Genomic DNA, 16,406 nt, shown 5'->3' on the forward strand with positions numbered 1-16,406 from the left:
GACAATGTAATTGGAATAAAAAATTAATAGACCGCGAGCCCACGTCGCAATAATTCGCGCGCAAGTATCTCGTCGATTTGGTGAATTGTTTCGTTGTTAAACTCGATATACGCGACTTTATGTTTTTTATAGAGTTGCTGCTTTTCCAACTCACCGCTGATCACTGCTGCGCGATTTTGCTCATGCTCAAGTTGGTCTGCCCAACACTCAATGCATAACTCGACGTCCGGGATATAGAAATCCGCTATTGCCGAGTCTGACTCCCACATCAATAGGTAGTCGCGCGCATGAACTACACGCGCTAAATACAGCCAATTATTAATCCGCCGTTGTACCGCATTATTTACGCGGTGACCATCCAATGCCGGCTGCGCATCCAACCCGGCATCGCCTTGTACTTGTAATAAAGAGGCGATTAACGCGGGCTCATCGAGGATCGTCTCTGGCCAAGTTACAAACGGAATTCCAGATTCAGCTTCCTGCTGCTGCCCACCCAATGATTTTCCCTTTGCACTTAGCACCCATCCGCGGATATGTTTTTTTATCAGCCCTTTTTCAGCCAGTACTAAATTAACCAGGCGCGCTGGAATATCCCACTTGTGGGCCAGATTAGTGGCACTCAGAGGCGCTTCGGGCAGGAGTTTTAATAATGGATGATGTTGAACTGATTCAGGCCAGGCAATATATTCGCCGTACTTGGGGTGGTTAACGTAGGTCCCACCCTCAAAACGACCTTTTTCGGTAAGCTGCCAGTGATTATCCACTTTGACAATCCAGCCACCGGAGGTCAGTAAAATAAACAATTCCTTGCTCTCTTTGCCGAGCAAACGCGCCAGCGCGGTTGTGGAAATGTGTTTTTCTGCCATTATGCGCGTCCTGTAGCCATGCCATTTGCGCGCTGGCACCAACCGGCCAGCACCACTGAAGTGGGCCATTCTACTGCCATAGAGAGACTTATGCCTATTTGGGTTGATGGTGATGCATGCCCCAAAGCCGTCAAAGAAATTTTATTTCGCGCGGCGCACCAACGCCAAACCCTGCTGACGTTGGTGGCCAACCAATTTATCGCCGTCCCTGCATCTCCTTTTATTAAAAGTCTGCAAGTCAGCAGCGGCTTTGATGTGGCGGACAATCACATTGTCGATTCACTCCAGCCCGGTGATTTAGTGATTACCGCCGACATCCCGCTCGCCGCCGATGCGCTCGCCAAAGGCGCCTCAGTAATCAACCCTCGCGGGCAGGAATACACGCGCGATAACATAGGCGCCCGCCTGAATATGCGTGATTTTATGGAGACCATGCGCGCCAGCGGAGCCGTACTGAATGACGGCCCACCGCCGTTCAGCCAACAGGATCGCCAGAGCTTCGCCAATGCCTTGGACCGTTGGTTCGCCCGCAATAAAGACCACAATTCCTGACGATCCGAAATATAACTGGCTTAACGGCGCACAAAACCCTATACTTCGCGCACTTTCAGTAAGCCCTCCAAGATAGTGAAAATCGAATCATGGGCTATGCTGAACAGACAGGATGTCTGAGGGCTGCCCGTTAATCCTTTGCGCAACAGTTTCCCTGCATAAAGGTTTCCCTGCGTTTCATCGCTGATGACTGGTTTATACCAGATAGGTCAGCGGCACCAATACGGCCCGCCCCAAAGTGCGCAATCTATTACGCGAGTCGGACTCGCTGATTGCAGCGGGTGTGTGCTTTTAATCAGGTTTCTTCCTATTTTTGTGATTCACACTGGTGACTCACTAACCTGAACCTCACCGCGCGGGACTTAGTCCATCGTCAAAATACTAATAAAAACCACAATTGCTTACTTGGTCGTTAATGGCTCGGGTAGTGGCTGGGGTTTGGTATTTTTTTAGTCATCAGTTACACAGGTTATTACATGTCTGAACCTATTTTGTTTACCGATTTATCCCTGTCCGAACCCGTATTGAAAGCCATTCAGGCCGTGGGTTACGAAGTTCCATCCCCAATTCAAGCGGCGGCAATTCCAGTATTACTGGAAGGCGGCGATATTCTGGGTATGGCACAAACTGGTACCGGTAAAACTGCAGCCTTCGCGCTGCCATTGCTCTCCAAACTGGATGTAAAACAAGCCGATCCACAAATCCTGGTGTTGGCACCTACCCGCGAACTCGCGATCCAAGTTGCCGAAGCCTTTCAAAAATATGCCGCACACATCCCCGGCTTCCACGTTCTGCCAATTTATGGCGGTCAGGACATGACCAGCCAGTTGCGCCAATTGAAGCGTGGCGTACACGTGGTAGTAGGAACCCCAGGCCGCGTTATGGATCACCTGCGCCGCGGCAGCTTGAACCTGAACAATCTGAAAAGCCTGGTACTTGATGAAGCCGACGAAATGCTGCGCATGGGCTTTATCGACGATGTTGAGTGGATTCTCGAACACACTCCAACGACTCGTCAGACTGCACTTTTCTCCGCCACCATGCCGCGCGAAATCCGCAAAGTGTGCGACAACTATTTGCGCGATGCGAAAGAAATTAAAATCGCCAGCACCCAATCTACCGGCGACAATATTGAACAAGTTTATTGGATGGTGAGCGGCACCAACAAACTGGACGCATTAACTCGCATCCTGGAAGTTGAGCCATTCGACGGCATGATTATTTTCGTGCGCACCAAAACTGCCACCGTTGAATTGGCGGAAAAATTGGAAGCGCGCGGTTATTCTGCATCTGCATTGAACGGCGACATGAACCAGCAATTGCGCGAACGCGCGATTGACCGTTTAAAAACTGGCAAGCTCGACATCGTTATCGCGACCGACGTTGCCGCGCGCGGTATCGACGTAGAGCGTGTTAGCCACGTTGTTAACTACGACATACCTTACGACAGCGAAGCCTACGTACATCGTATTGGCCGTACCGGTCGTGCTGGCCGCAGCGGTAAAGCAATTCTCTTTGTTGCCCCCCGTGAAAAGCGTTTGCTTTACACCATCGAGAAGGCAACTAAAAAACCAATTACGTTGATGGAATTGCCCAGCGGTGCAACGGTTACTAAACACCGTATTGATCAATTCACCCAACAAATTACTGATACCTTGAAAGAACAAGCTGATTTGTCGTTCTTCAACGATTTGCTGGCTGAATACAGTCATGCAAATGACGTATCACCCGAAGAAATTGCTTCTGCCCTTGCCTTCCTGTTGCAACGTGAGCGTCCGCTGCAAGTTAAATTTACGGATATAAAACCTGAGCGCAACGAACGTCGTGACCGTGATGACCGTGGCGGACGTGACCGTGACGATCGCGGTGGCAGAGATGGTGGTCGCGACCGCGGCCCACGTGAAGATCGTCCGCGCCGCGAGCGCAACGACGAAAACATGGATCGCTACCGCATTGAAGTGGGCCGCAACCACGAGGCACGCCCTGGTGATATCGTTGGCGCTATCGCAAACGAAGCAGGTATAGAAAGCCGTTTTATCGGTCACATTAAATTGCATGACGAGTTCTCCACCGTTGATCTGCCAGCAGGCATGTCAAAAGACATTCTCGCCAAGCTGAAAAAAGTGCGCGTGCGCAATCGTCCACTGGAAATATCTTTGGATACTGGCCCACGTGGCGGTGATGACTTCCCCGGTCGCGGCAAACCAAAGCGTGACTTTGGACCAAGAGATGGTGGCCCACGTGAAGGTGGCTACAGAGATGGCAACCGCGACAAACCGCGCTTTAATGATCGCGACAATGCCAGTAAAAAATCCGGCTATCGCCCAAAGAAGTTTGATTAAGCAAGAATCTTTTCTTGTTAAGTTGTCAGGCCAATAACCAGGCAACTTAAACTCCCTTGTCGCCCTGCATGAAAATGTCAGGGCGATTTTTTAGCGTGTGAATTTTATACAACAAATTAGGGCGCATTTATTAGGGCGCAATAAATTGCGCCCCTACGGGTAATTCTTCTGTAGGGGTTCAATTTATTGAACCCTAATTTTTAGGCCTTCTTTGTTAAAAACCAATCTGCCAAATACGAATTACTTATTATTCACTCAAACTTTAATTTCCCATTTACCGCCTGATTAACCCTTTCCATTATTTGCTCGGATTCTGATTTTCCTCCGCAGGACGTCATATACCAGTTTATCGCCTCACCTATTTTGGGAGCAGAAGAGCGCAAACATTTTCCACCTCCCAAATCCACCACAGTCGCCCCCGAAGGATCTGTGTAAGTTTTTGGTCCGGCATCAGCGCGTTGCCGCTTGGGCTTATTCGCTTCTTCGTGCAACCGTTTGCGTAATTCAGGATGAAAGACATTCGCGGCAATACCGGTTGCCGACTCGCCTGCCGCGGAAATTCTTTGCTGACTAAGTTCATGCAACTCATCCATTGTTAAAGGCTGAACGACGATTAATCTTGTCTCCGATTTATCCGGCTCTGATTGTGGCGGCTGTGATTTATTCGGCTCAGGGTGTTCCACCGGAGTGGAGTTATTCACAGAACCAGCCCCCTTCGCTTCCGGCTCCTTTTCCGCAGGCTTTACCGACACGGGAGGTGCGGATGGTAGTTCTGCAGGAATAACTTCCTGTGCTTTTAGTGTTAACTGAATGGTTAATGGGGGCGACACTGGTTGCTGAACCAACTGCGCATTCTGTTTCCAAAAAAATGCAAATACCAGAGCATGCAACAGAATAGAAACTACACAACCAATTAAGACATAGCGAAAAGATGAGCTAGCAACAGGATCTGGATCCTGCAGATGTACGTTAGTAACGCGACGATATAAATGGGAAAAATCATCTTCCCTGGAGGAGAGAGGATCAGCCAACATACTTGTGAGCCCGGATTCAGCGGATAATCAACAACGACTGAATCTAGACTCACAGACTGGCTATAAGTTCAGCGGCAACAATAAAAGGCCTTTACTCATCAAACATCTGAATCATATAGCCGTCCTTAATTGCCTCGGCCATGGCTTTATCGGCGGCAATTACGCGAGGATCACTCGTTAAATTACTCGGGACCAATTTACGGTTTTCGATATCAATATCCATAAACCCAGCGCGCATTAAATAGAGCTTGCACAAGTGCTCGGCACCAAACAAATCTTTAAAATTGATATACACGATAAAAGGAACCATCTGCCCTTCTTTAATATCGTCGAAGGCTCTTTTGGCGCGACCATTGGCAGAGAATATGTACATATTTTTACCCTAATGATGAAAGGTATTTTTATGGGTTTACCCCATAAGATTCAATTCATACAGTTCAATTTATTGGGTTCAATAAATTGAACCCCTACGATCACGATAATTCTCCGTAGGGGCGCAATTTATTACGCCCTGATTTATTGCATGTTTTTATTTTGCATACCCAATTGCGTATCTTTTTTTGGGCGAAATAAATTGCGCCCCTACGAATTGGATGCGTCCAAAGCATCCCATTAAATAGTCATCACCACACGCAAGGCATCTAACCGAATTTTTGCTTGCGACAAAAAGTGTTGGCTCGCAGACAAGCGCTGCTGCAAATAATCAATCTCTTGCTGGCGCACATTTGGGTTCACCTCCTTCAGTGCTTTCATCCGTGCCAGCTCGCCATTTAATTGTTCGCTGACTTTCGCCTGGGCTTCTGCAATTAATTCACTCTGTTTTGCTGCAGTAATTTCTTCCGCTTTTTGTACCATAGTGGTTAAGGTCGGGCGGGCGTGACGCACCAGATCCTGCGCATTGTTACGCGGAACTTTTTGCAGCAACTTGCTGAACTGGTTAATACCCAACACACCCGACAAATCTTTGCCTTTGTCGTCAAGCAATACACGCAATAACGATTGTGGCATATAACGGAACAACTGCAACTCGGTGGGTGCGGGGCAATGCAACACAAACAAAGCCTCCAGCAAAAGTGTTCCCGGTTTTAACGGTGGCAGCTTCAAGGTACACAACGCGGTATTACCGAACTCACTCAGCGATATCAAATCCTGTGCACCAATAACCAGCGGATGCTCCCAGGAAAGGAATTGCATATCCTCACGCGATAACGCTTGCTGGCGATCATAGGTGATAGTTAAACCACTTTCCGGTAAGCCTGGAAACTCCGCAACACGCATGTGATCACTCGGGTGCAGCACCAAACTTTTTTCGCTGTGCTTTTCATAGTCGATACCAAAACTATCGAACACTTGCTCCATGTAATTCGGCAATGCCGCATTTACGTCGTTTTCTGCCAGCACATCAACCAACGCCTGCGCCTGCGTAGGTTTGCAAGAGTTCAACTCCAGCAACCGATCACGCCCTTGTTGTAGTTGCTCAACCAGATTAGTAGCGAACGCGCGTGTCTCTTGCACAAGCTGAGCAAACGCGGGCTCATCATGACTCACTAACGCCGGTAAAAGCTGTTCCGCAAATTGCACATAAACCGCTTGGCCGATGGCGCACGTTTTTTCGAAGGCATTCAAGCCCTGATGATACCAATTCAATAATTTTTCCTGCGCCGAATGTTGGTAATAAGGCACATGGATATTTACAGTAGCGGTTTGACCAATACGGTCCAAACGGCCAATACGCTGTTCCAACAAATCCGGGTTAGTGGGCAAGTCAAACAACACCAAGTCCTGGGCGAATTGGAAATTGCGCCCTTCACTGCCAATTTCAGAACAAATCAGAACCTGAGCTCCATCGTCGGCTTCAGCGAAATACGCGGCTGCACGGTCACGCTCAATTAAACTTAAACCTTCGTGAAATACCGCAGTAGTAAAACCTTTCCGCAAACGCAAAAATTCTTCGATCGACTGTGCGGAATCTGCATTTGCGCAAATAACCACGGTTTTTTTACGCCGATGCTGACGCAGCCATTCTGCCAGCCAGGTTACACGTGGGTCTTGTAGCCACCAATCGGTATCGGTTTTTTGCTGCCAATATTGCTCTGCACAAACTTGAGCTGCCAATGACAATGCCTGCAACGCTTGAGTATCCTCAGCATCCAACTCCAACTGGTGCGCATGTAATTTCCGCTCGGGGAAACCCGCTACCGAATTGCGTGTATTGCGGAACAGAACACGGCCGGTGCCATGGCGATCCAGCAAGTAATCTACCGCAGTATCCAATGCGACAGCCAGGCTTTGGCTTTCTGCTTTTTCTTGCAGTTCGTTAAGCGTCTCTTTCGGTAAATAATCGGCCAATGCTTTCAACAACTTTGCCGGGATTGCACCTGCCGCATCCTGTTGTTGCTTCAATAATTCCTGCACCAACTCATTGAGCGGCTGATAGGCTTTCTGCTCTGCAATAAATTTTTCCAAATCGTAATAGCGATCGGGGTCAAGCAAGCGTAAACGCGCAAAGTGGCTCTCCAAACCCAATTGTTCGGGCGTTGCGGTTAACAGCAACAAACCTTTGGATTTTTTCGCCAGCCCTTCGATGCAGTTGTAGGCTTTGCTCGGCTTTTTCTCTGACCATTGCAAATGGTGCGCTTCGTCCACTAACAGCAAATCCCACTCAGCCTGCACGGCTTGCTCGTAGCGATAATTATTTTTGGTGAGGAAATCGAGCGAACAAATAATTAATTGTGCAGTTTCAAAGGGATTACTCGTGTCAGCGGATTTTTCGATATCATCTTCAAAGTCATCAACATAATCGACGGACTCTTCAACACTATCCAATCCCACTAACGCATTACAGCGCGCCTCATCCAACAAGGTAAATGCGAGGTTAAAACGGCGCAACATTTCCACCAACCACTGGTGTTGCAAACTGGCGGGAACAACAATCAAAGCACGCTGCACGCGCCCGCTCATCAACTGCTGGTGCAATACCAAACCTGCTTCGATTGTTTTACCCAGGCCTACCTCATCCGCCAGCAATACACGCGGCGCATGGCGTTGGGAAACTTCGCTTGCGATATACAACTGATGGGGCAACAACTGCACACGAGGCCCGGCCAAACCAAACATGGGCGATTGGCGATGCTGGTTTTGATAATGGAGTGTTTGGTAACGTAACGTGAAGTGATCGTGCTTATCGATTTGACCCGCGAACAAACGGTCGCGCGGGGTACTAAATTGCACAAAACTGTCCAATTCAAATTCAGGAATAGATAAGGCTTCCTCATCTTTAGTAACACCTATGTACAACAAGCAACCGGCCTGCTCCACGACGTCGGTAATTACCATTTTGGTTCCATCCTGATGGCGAACTTTCTCACCCACTTCATACTTCACGCGGCTGACTGGCGCATTGTCCATCGCATAGGTGCGGCGCTCGCCGGCTGCAGGAAAACTCAGGGTCAAACGGCGGTTAGACACATCCAAAACAATCCCCAACCCCAAATCCGCTTCAGACTCGCTGATCCAACGCTGACCAATCACAAACCCATCTGCTAATTGCGACTTTCTCACTCAAATACCTGCCCAATGCTGACTTGGCGAACCAAGAAAAAATCAAAATTGTCGAAAAGGCGCGCATGATACTGTTTTAGCGCCCACAAAACCAAAAAATTTGGCTGTTTGCTTGCATGGATTTCTATAGAATCCGGGCCAAGATGACAATGATGGTAGTTATTATGCATATAAACATTCCCGATGCCGCGAGCACTCAACAGTTGCAACAGTTGGTTGCCAAGTCGCCTTTTTTGAGCCTGACCAACAACAAGGAAATTTACCCCGACTCAGTTGGCAGCGGGCTACCCTTGTTGGTTGTGGAAACCACACTCTGCTCCGCCGTCATTTCCTTGCAGGGCGCTCATTTGCTTGAATTCAAAACAGTTCAGGGCGACCCCCTGCTCTGGGTCAGCCCCAATTGCGATTTCTCTCCCGGTACTGCCCTGCGCGGCGGTGTTCCGCTGTGCCTTCCCTGGTTTGGAGTCAACCAAGGTGACCCAACCAAACCCAAACACGGGTTCGCGCGCAACCAGTTCTGGGAATTGAGCGAGGCCCACTTGCAGAGCGACGGCAGCGTCGAACTGGATTTTTTGTTCCAAAGTGATGCGAACAATTTATTTGGTTACGACTTCTCTGCTGAAATTCGCATGATCCTCGGCACCAGTGCCAAAATCGAATTGACCATCAACAATACCGACACGGAGGATTTCGCGTGTAGCTGGGCAATGCACAACTATCACCGTATCAGCTCATTAAATGATGTGCGGGTACAGGGATTATCCGGGCGAAATTATTTTGATAATTTTGAAAACTACGCTGAAAAACACCAATCCGGCGACCTGGTATTTCCCGGCCCGGTTGATAGGGTTTATCCAGCCATCAATAATCCTGTGAGCATTCAAGGCTCGCCCTCTATCGAAATTACCCATCACAATTGCCCAAGTGTAGTTACCTGGAACCCAGGCACCGAAGCCGCCGGCAAAATTGCAGATATAGGTACAGGGAATGAGCAGTTTTATATCTGTGTAGAACGCGGAGCGGTTCTCGGTGAGCAGTGGTATTTAGCGGCGGGCACCAGCCAATCGGCGTGGATGGAGTTCAAGCAAATATAAGCGCTTGCGCCACGTGAAAAATAAAAAAGCCGCTGCTCTTTCGAACAGCGGCTTTTTTATTTACCAATTACTGCGAATTAAGCAGGCAGCAATTCTTTAACTGCGTCGCGCTCTTCTTGCAGCTCTTTCTCAGTTGCAGTCATGCGAGTGCGAGAGAATTCATTGATCTCTACGCCCTGAACGATTTCCCAATCGCCGTTTTTGCAAACACATGGGAATGAGTAGATCAGGCCTTTCTCGATGCCGTAAGAACCGTCGCTGTACACACCCATGCTTACCCAATCGTTGGCTGGAGTGCCCAGAGCCCAATCGCGGATGTGGTTGATTGCAGCGTTAGCAGCAGAAGCAGCAGAAGAAGCACCGCGCGCAGCGATAATCGCAGCACCGCGTTGTTGTACGGTTGGGATGTAATCCGCTTCGTACCAGGCTTGATCAACCAGACTCAGTGCAGGCTTGCCATCAACCAGAGTGTTGTGCAGGTCTGGGTACTGGGTGGATGAGTGGTTACCCCAGATCAGTGCTTTAGTAATGTTGTTGATGCTGGTACCAGTTTTGGTAGCCAGTTGCGACAGTGCACGGTTGTGATCCAAACGGGTCATTGCAGTGAACTGACGTGGGTTGATGTCCGGCGCATTGCGCTGTGCGATCAATGCGTTGGTGTTAGCTGGGTTACCAACAACCAATACTTTAATGTTGCGTGAAGCGTGGTCATTAATGGCCTTGCCTTGCACAGAGAAGATTGCAGCGTTAGCGGCCAACAGGTCTTTACGCTCCATGCCTGGGCCACGTGGACGAGCACCAACCAACAATGCGTAGTCGGTATCTTTGAAGGCAACAGCTGGATCATCAGTAGTAACAATGCCTGCCAACAATGGGAATGCACAATCGTCCAATTCCATCGCCACACCTTGAAGGGCTTTCAGGGCCGGGGTTATTTCCAGCAATTGCAGGATTACTGGTTGATCTTTACCCAACATGTCGCCAGCAGCAATGCGGAACAACAATGAGTAGCTGATTTGGCCAGCGGCGCCGGTGACGGTAACTCTTACGGGTGCTTTCACGATGAGACTCCATTTATTCGGGTGATATTGGAAGGAAACGAAAGTTCGGCATTGTGTGCCAGGGTTTGTTACTTAAGACGGGTGGGCATTATAGGCATTTGTCCAAAAAATTCACCCTAAGATTGAGACTAAATGAGAGGGATTCGCGAAATTAACTGGTTATTTACAGCTGACAAAAGGCACCTATCTCGAAATTTCCCGGATTTTACGCAGAATCAGCCGTCAAAATTGATACGAGCCATACGTTCATTTTCAACCCTGAGACAGAATTTAGAGGTTGCAAGACCATAGAATCCGATTCCCAATTCCTAACCCGTGGCGCCTGCTGCGCGGCCTTTCGCGTTTCTTTCTATTGGAGTGAATACCAAAGCGCTGGCGGAACCATTCCCGGTAACTTAACCCTGCAAGTCACGCCCTACCACGCCTGCATGAAGGGCACCGAAAAGAGTCCGGTTCATTGTGTTGCTTTAATCGGAACTCGCGGCGAACGCGTGAGCTGCTCCATTTACGAAAACCGCTCAAGCACTTGCCGGGAGTTTGATATGTTTAATGAGGACGGGAATGAGAATGAGGCTTGCTCGAGGGTGCAGGCGATTTATGGGCTCGAAACATTAGGAGTTAATTGAAACTCTACCCGCCTGATCCATTAATAAAAAATAGGATTCAAGATCGTTATAAGTAGTCGAGATCGACAAGAGCCTTTCTCTAATCTCTTTTTGGTATACGTAATGGGATTCTCGAAGAAACGCAGTGTGACTACCAGAAATACCTTTATTACTAAACAATCTCAGGTAAAAAAATATCACATCTGATAATTTAGTTTTAGTATCCTCTAATGGGTAACGCCCACCGTAATCATCAATACGCTGATATTCAAGCTTAAGCTCTGCCGATCTCCTTTCACCAGACAAGCTACCAATATACGCATCTAACGGATTTACATCCCTTAAGATCTTGCATCTTTCATATTTTTCTGAATTGCACTTTTTGAAACAAATAAGAAGCATTATGAAAATAAAGTCCACTGGCTTTTCACAAGAGAACACAAACGTCTTAAGGATTGAAAAAATCTGCTCCCTATCCCTGACATTTAAATCAAAAAAATCACAAAAATATGTAAATATTTCATCAAAGCCGTAATTTTTCCTAATCGAATTACTCACATAGAGCCGAGATACGAAAACCGCCCCCTGAAATAAAGATTCGGCCAATTTCATCCCATCAGGTCGAGACAAATTAAATTCGGCATAAAAGAATCGCTTCAAATATGAAATGGAATCAAACCCTTCCCCATATACGGCTTTTATTGAGTGCGACAGCTGTTTGGTATCTGTTGCAACTATAAAAAAAATCCCACGAATAGCGAACAAATGCTTGACCGACTCCAACAGCTCAATTGCATAAGTTGGTCGACAACGATCTAACTCATCAACCATAATGCATATAGGTAGATATAAATCCTGGGATTTACCAATTTCATCCACCAATGATGAAATTGCGCTTGAAAACTCTTCAAGAGCATTTTTTTGAGTTACAAATGCATCAACAGCAGACTGAGAAACTACATTCGCAAGCTGATCAGCGGCATCCGTAAACGCCTCCTTTTGAGCATCTGACAGATCCAAATCATCCACTTGCTGCCCCAATAATTGCTTTGCAAGAACAGCAGTAGCTATAGGGATAGCAGACTTTGTTACGACCGAAAATACAGTTTTCACCTTCTCAACTTTGCTCTTAACACGTTTTCTAGTTGAAAATTTTCTGGATAATTCGTCACAAATAATTGACACAAATGAAAGCAGTGCATCTTTGGTAAAATCATTCCTCCATGCGTCAAAATACACTACAGCATGGTTTTGTCTAAGCTGATCAGCCAATCTAGTCAAAAACCATGTTTTTCCCTGCCCCCAACCTGAATTAATATTCAAAACAAATGACGATGGAGAATTTGAACCATTCTCAAGCTTAAAGGTATTCTCGATAAACCGCTGAAGATGTAAACCTTCATCCTTACGATCCAGTAAATCCCCAGCCCAAATATCTTTTTCAACTTGATCGACTTCATTCATGGCCAAACTCCTTGTCACTTATCACTTACATTGAATAACGCTTTACCAACGCCTGATACAACTCATCTTTAAACTCAGCCCTGCTTGCATCCAGCGATTGCACAGCGTCTACCAAATGCTCGTTGTCTTCGCGGCCATCGTGCCAGTGTTTGCGGTAGGTGCCATCTTTGTAGCCGTGATCCTGGCGGAAGAAGTTAAGTACGTTTTTGCCAACATAGCCGCGATAGAGTTGTTCAAAACTCATATTTACGCCAGCCATCAAACGCGCAAACAAACCAATATGGAATTGTTTATCGGCGAGGGTTGCGCCGGCGAATTTTTCCAGGTCGAGGCGAAAATCTTTTTCGTCGGTGGCGATTACCAGCTCTTTTTGCAGCAGAGCAATGATCTCGTCTTGTGAGCTACCGGATTGCAACAGGATACTTAAACCGAAGTGCCAAATATCAATTAATTCCAATGCAACTTGTTCAGTGTCTGGCGATTGTTTTTTCCACCACTTCCATCCGTAGTGATCCATCAGCTCAGCGCATTCCACCCAAATAGCGCGATACCATTCATAACCCTGCGCCTGCCAATTGGCCGTCACTTTGGTGTTCATTCCATCTTGCAATTCGAGCATGATTTTGATTTGTTGATGTTGTGCAGACATATCTTGGCCTTATTGAGGTAAATATTGTTTCGCTTTATTAAATAAGCGATAAAAGTTTTCAGTCGTTTTTTCCGCTAGTTCTTCCAGCGGAATTCCACGCACGTCCGCCACAAACTGCGCAACTTCACGTACGTATTTGGGCTCATTGGGTTTACCACGGTAGGGAATGGGTGCAAGGTAAGGAGAATCAGTTTCTACCAGCAGGCGATCAATGGGCATATTGCGCACCACATCGCGAATTTGTTCGGCATTTTTAAAGGTGACTATGCCGGAAATGGAAATGTAGTAATTCAAATCCAGTGCGGATTTGGCCATTTCCCAATCTTCCGTAAAACAATGCAATACGCCGCTACTTTCCAGGCTGCCGTGCTCTTTAATCAAAGCGAGCGTATCCGCTTTGGCTTCGCGTGTATGAACCACAACAGGCAATCCGATTTGCTTTCCAACACGCAAATGCAACGCAAAACTTTCGTGTTGCAATTCCTTGCTTTCGGTTTCGTAGTGATAGTCCAGGCCAGTCTCACCCAGGGCAACCACTTTGGGTTGCGCCGCCCAATTGATTAACTGCGCTTCGCTCGCAGTACCTTCTTTCACATCGCAGGGATGAACGCCAACGGACGCCACTACGCGCGGATGCGTCTGGGCAATATCAATCACGGTTTGGATATTTTCCAGGCTAATACCAATACACAGCATTTGTTGGATACCGCGCTCATGGGCTGCCGCAATGGCCGCACTCAAATCGCCGTTGTAGGGATCCAACTTGATGCGATCCAAATGGCAGTGGGAGTCAATCAACATAAACAGTTCGCTCAAAAAGCTCATTTTAAAAACAACGAAGCCAGGCATAACCTGGCTTCGGGGAAACTCGGTGGGAGACAGATTTTACATGCTGCCCGCATTACATGATATGGCCACAGGTGTTACGGGGAACTACATGGTATGGGTAGGCTTATCTGAGTTGAGCATACCCGCAAGATAGGTTTCAATTTTGTTGATGGCGGTATTGTCCTGATCGCTAAATTGCACCCCGATTCCTGCAGCGCGGTTACCCTGCGCACCTTTCGGCGTTACCCAGACAACCTTACCCGCTACTGGAATTTTCTCGGGCTCGTCCATCAGGCTCAACAACATAAACACTTCATCGCCCAACTTGTAACTCTTGTTAGTTGGAATAAACATGCCGCCATTTTTGACAAAAGGCATGTAAGCCGCGTAGAGCACCGCTTTATCTTTAATCGTTAACGAAAGTATGCCGTTACGGGCACCACCGCCAATCGGTTGCATAACAGATCCTGCTTTTTTGGTTTTATCGGGCCAACTTCATAACCAACCAATAGTTATAGGGGCCAAGGTTGAGACACTAATAGATTAGCTCACTAGTGTCCAGACGCCATTGCGCGATTCGTGCTAGCGCGCAATAAAGCGCCCCAATCGAGCAATAATTCCTCTAATAACAATTGCTTATTGGGGTTTGCTCCACTTAATAATTGGCGCTTGGATACAAGAATTTTTTCAATATAGCGATGTAACAGGGGCAAATTCAGGTTACTTATTCGCTCGCGCCACTCAACCGGAGTCAGCGCTATTTGGGGATCATTAGCCCCTGCCCGCCACCGCGCCACGCTATGCAACAAACCAAGTAACCACTCCACCAGAGCAATCACTTCACCACCATGCCAATTAGCAGCCACTTCAATCGCAGAAATTTGCCCCAGCGTTAAGCGCACAAATTGCTGCAGGGTTTGCTCACGTTGCTCAAGCGCATCGCCCTGCAAGAGGGATAATGCCGTTAGCGGAGCGCCCCGTGCCGCAACCAGCAGCGCATCCGGCGTGATGTTGCTGCCAACCACTAAGGGAGATAACCAATGCAACACTTGCTCAGTGCGCGGCATTGGTAATTTGCGCATCTGACAGCGACTGCGGATTGTCGGCAGGACCGCACTGGGTGCATGAGTGACAAGAATCAACAAGGTATTGGCAGCAGGTTCTTCCAACGACTTAAGCAAGGCGTTGGCCGCATTACCATTCATGGCTTCGGCCGGCTCGATAATCACTAGCTTGTAACCGCCCTGCTGCGCGGTTTTGCCAAGGGATTCAGTGAGGTCACGCACCTGATCGACCTTGATTGCCTTACCCGCCTCCTCCGGCTCAAGCCAAAGCAAGTCGGGATGGGTTTGGGATTTGTTCAGTTCGCAACCACGACACCTCCCGCAAGGGGTTCCTTCAATGGGCGATACACACAACAGCAGCTGCGCCAGTGCATCGGCCAGATGGCGTTTGCCGATCCCTTTAGGGCCGGCAATCATGAGCGCATGAGGAAGCTTTTTTGCTGCAATCTGCTGTACCAGATGCTGCCAATCACTTAACTGCCACGGATAAGGGTGGACGGGCCAGGCAAGAGAGGAGGTAGATGAATCGCTCATTGAATAATCAACCAAGGAGAACACTGAACAAAAGTTTGGGCAAGCTTAGCAAATTTGCGATAATCCGCGCCCGTTTAAATTCCACCTCAGGCTTGATGATGACCGATTTACCACTCGATATTTTGTACCTCGACGAGGATCTGCTCATCGCCAACAAACCTGCAGGCCTGCTATGCGTACCCGGTAAAGGCCCGGACAAACAGGATTGCCTGTATAACCGTGCGGTAAAATTTAACCCCAATGCACGCGTGGCCCATCGGTTGGATCAGGGAACATCCGGCATTGTGATGTTTCCCCTAAATTACCTGACCTTGAAAAACCTCACCCATAAATTTGAAGCGCGGGAAATCCACAAGCGGTATGTGGCCGTGGTGGAAGGAATAGTCGAGCACGATGAAGGTGAAGTGAAACTGCCGCTAATTTGTGATTGGCCGAATCGGCCGTTGCAGAAAGTTTGCTTTGAGCACGGCAAATCTGCTCATACTCGCTATCAGGTGATGGAGCGTAACCTTGAACAGAACACCACCCGGGTATTGCTTGAGCCCGTCAGCGGTCGCACCCATCAGTTGCGAGTCCACATGCTTAGCCTTGGACACCCGATGCTGGGCGATGGACTCTACGCCCCTGAACCTGTGCTCGCCAAAGCACCGCGTCTGCTCTTGCATGCCCAGGAGCTTTGGCTAAACCACCCGATTACCGGGACCGAAATCCGCATTGAAGCCAAGGCAGATTTTTAAGCGGAATTTTTTGCC

General features: G+C 48.1%; 15 protein-coding genes. 5 read left to right on the top strand and 10 right to left on the bottom strand.

Translation table 11 applies throughout. The annotated features are described in order from the left end of the window. Window positions 1-23: 23 nt before the first annotated feature. Window positions 24-866: a 4-alpha-glucanotransferase gene (locus tag D0C16_RS04120; RefSeq protein ID WP_151031135.1), complete on the bottom strand. Its 843-nt coding sequence runs from the start codon at window positions 864-866 to the stop codon at window positions 24-26. A 90-nt stretch (window positions 867-956) separates the two neighbouring features. Here D0C16_RS04120 and D0C16_RS04125 point away from each other — a divergent pair, with 90 nt between their 5' ends. Both D0C16_RS04125 and D0C16_RS04130 read left to right on the top strand, forming a co-directional pair. After that, a complete protein-coding gene (locus D0C16_RS04125) occupies window positions 957-1,418 on the top strand; it encodes a YaiI/YqxD family protein (protein ID WP_151031136.1) in 462 nt (153 codons plus the stop codon). A gap of 476 nt (window positions 1,419-1,894) precedes the next feature. Beyond that, complete coding sequence (locus D0C16_RS04130; RefSeq protein WP_151031137.1) at window positions 1,895-3,760, top strand: DEAD/DEAH box helicase; 1,866 nt, start codon at window positions 1,895-1,897, stop codon at window positions 3,758-3,760. A gap of 251 nt (window positions 3,761-4,011) precedes the next feature. On the opposite strand, the gene D0C16_RS04135 is transcribed toward D0C16_RS04130, so the two are convergent. The 3 genes from D0C16_RS04135 to rapA all read right to left on the bottom strand — a co-directional run bounded on the left by D0C16_RS04135 (window position 4,012) and on the right by rapA (window position 8,355). After that, on the bottom strand, window positions 4,012-4,794 hold the full coding sequence (locus D0C16_RS04135) for a hypothetical protein (protein ID WP_151031138.1): 783 nt from the start codon (window positions 4,792-4,794) through the stop codon (window positions 4,012-4,014). 91 nt (window positions 4,795-4,885) lie between these two features. After that, entirely contained in the window at window positions 4,886-5,167 is a 282-nt protein-coding gene (locus tag D0C16_RS04140) for a hypothetical protein (protein WP_151031139.1), read from the bottom strand. A 239-nt stretch (window positions 5,168-5,406) separates the two neighbouring features. Continuing rightward, window positions 5,407-8,355 carry an RNA polymerase-associated protein RapA gene (gene rapA, locus D0C16_RS04145; RefSeq protein WP_151031140.1) on the bottom strand — a complete coding sequence of 983 codons (2,949 nt, stop codon included), beginning with the start codon at window positions 8,353-8,355 and terminating at the stop codon, window positions 5,407-5,409. A gap of 164 nt (window positions 8,356-8,519) precedes the next feature. Between rapA and D0C16_RS04150 the strand changes: the two genes are divergently transcribed. After that, complete coding sequence (locus tag D0C16_RS04150; protein WP_225318898.1) at window positions 8,520-9,449, top strand: D-hexose-6-phosphate mutarotase; 930 nt, start codon at window positions 8,520-8,522, stop codon at window positions 9,447-9,449. 77 nt (window positions 9,450-9,526) lie between these two features. Here the strand turns inward: D0C16_RS04150 and D0C16_RS04155 are convergent, their stop codons facing one another. Then, entirely contained in the window at window positions 9,527-10,510 is a 984-nt protein-coding gene (locus D0C16_RS04155) for a malate dehydrogenase (protein WP_151031141.1), read from the bottom strand. Between the two features lie 287 nt (window positions 10,511-10,797). Here D0C16_RS04155 and D0C16_RS04160 point away from each other — a divergent pair, with 287 nt between their 5' ends. Next, complete coding sequence (locus tag D0C16_RS04160; protein WP_151034798.1) at window positions 10,798-11,136, top strand: YkgJ family cysteine cluster protein; 339 nt, start codon at window positions 10,798-10,800, stop codon at window positions 11,134-11,136. On the opposite strand, the gene D0C16_RS04165 is transcribed toward D0C16_RS04160, so the two are convergent. From D0C16_RS04165 to D0C16_RS04185, 5 genes are all read right to left on the bottom strand, one after another. Then, window positions 11,122-12,579, bottom strand: coding sequence for a P-loop NTPase fold protein (locus D0C16_RS04165; protein ID WP_151031142.1), 1,458 nt, complete (start codon window positions 12,577-12,579; stop codon window positions 11,122-11,124). The two genes, D0C16_RS04160 and D0C16_RS04165, sit on opposite strands and share 15 nt — an antisense overlap. A gap of 25 nt (window positions 12,580-12,604) precedes the next feature. After that, window positions 12,605-13,228: a dUTP diphosphatase gene (locus D0C16_RS04170; RefSeq protein WP_151031143.1), complete on the bottom strand. Its 624-nt coding sequence runs from the start codon at window positions 13,226-13,228 to the stop codon at window positions 12,605-12,607. 9 nt (window positions 13,229-13,237) lie between these two features. After that, window positions 13,238-14,029: a TatD family hydrolase gene (locus D0C16_RS04175; RefSeq protein ID WP_151031144.1), complete on the bottom strand. Its 792-nt coding sequence runs from the start codon at window positions 14,027-14,029 to the stop codon at window positions 13,238-13,240. Between the two features lie 132 nt (window positions 14,030-14,161). Then, on the bottom strand, window positions 14,162-14,515 hold the full coding sequence (locus tag D0C16_RS04180) for a PilZ domain-containing protein (RefSeq protein WP_151031145.1): 354 nt from the start codon (window positions 14,513-14,515) through the stop codon (window positions 14,162-14,164). Window positions 14,516-14,607: 92 nt separating this feature from the next. After that, a complete protein-coding gene (locus tag D0C16_RS04185; RefSeq protein ID WP_151031146.1) occupies window positions 14,608-15,654 on the bottom strand; it encodes a DNA polymerase III subunit delta' in 1,047 nt (348 codons plus the stop codon). 98 nt (window positions 15,655-15,752) lie between these two features. On the opposite strand from D0C16_RS04185, the gene D0C16_RS04190 reads away from it, so the two are divergent. Continuing rightward, window positions 15,753-16,391: a pseudouridine synthase gene (locus D0C16_RS04190; RefSeq protein ID WP_151034799.1), complete on the top strand. Its 639-nt coding sequence runs from the start codon at window positions 15,753-15,755 to the stop codon at window positions 16,389-16,391. The last annotated feature ends 15 nt before the right edge of the window (window positions 16,392-16,406 follow it).

Source organism: Cellvibrio sp. KY-GH-1, assembly GCF_008806975.1.
GTDB lineage: Bacteria > Pseudomonadota > Gammaproteobacteria > Pseudomonadales > Cellvibrionaceae > Cellvibrio.

Bases quoted from the DNA above. Each gene is read 5' to 3' on its own strand.
- D0C16_RS04120 (WP_151031135.1), bottom strand. From the start codon at position 866: ATGGCAGAAAAACACATTTCCACAACCGCGCTGGCGCGTTTGCTCGGC.
- D0C16_RS04125 (WP_151031136.1), top strand. From the start codon at position 957: ATGCCTATTTGGGTTGATGGTGATGCATGCCCCAAAGCCGTCAAAGAA.
- D0C16_RS04130 (WP_151031137.1), top strand. From the start codon at position 1,895: ATGTCTGAACCTATTTTGTTTACCGATTTATCCCTGTCCGAACCCGTA.
- D0C16_RS04135 (WP_151031138.1), bottom strand. From the start codon at position 4,794: ATGTTGGCTGATCCTCTCTCCTCCAGGGAAGATGATTTTTCCCATTTA.
- D0C16_RS04140 (WP_151031139.1), bottom strand. From the start codon at position 5,167: ATGTACATATTCTCTGCCAATGGTCGCGCCAAAAGAGCCTTCGACGAT.
- D0C16_RS04150 (WP_225318898.1), top strand. From the start codon at position 8,520: ATGCATATAAACATTCCCGATGCCGCGAGCACTCAACAGTTGCAACAG.
- D0C16_RS04165 (WP_151031142.1), bottom strand. From the start codon at position 12,579: ATGAATGAAGTCGATCAAGTTGAAAAAGATATTTGGGCTGGGGATTTA.
- D0C16_RS04170 (WP_151031143.1), bottom strand. From the start codon at position 13,228: ATGTCTGCACAACATCAACAAATCAAAATCATGCTCGAATTGCAAGAT.
- D0C16_RS04175 (WP_151031144.1), bottom strand. From the start codon at position 14,029: ATGTTGATTGACTCCCACTGCCATTTGGATCGCATCAAGTTGGATCCC.
- D0C16_RS04180 (WP_151031145.1), bottom strand. From the start codon at position 14,515: ATGCAACCGATTGGCGGTGGTGCCCGTAACGGCATACTTTCGTTAACG.
- D0C16_RS04185 (WP_151031146.1), bottom strand. From the start codon at position 15,654: ATGAGCGATTCATCTACCTCCTCTCTTGCCTGGCCCGTCCACCCTTAT.
- D0C16_RS04190 (WP_151034799.1), top strand. From the start codon at position 15,753: ATGACCGATTTACCACTCGATATTTTGTACCTCGACGAGGATCTGCTC.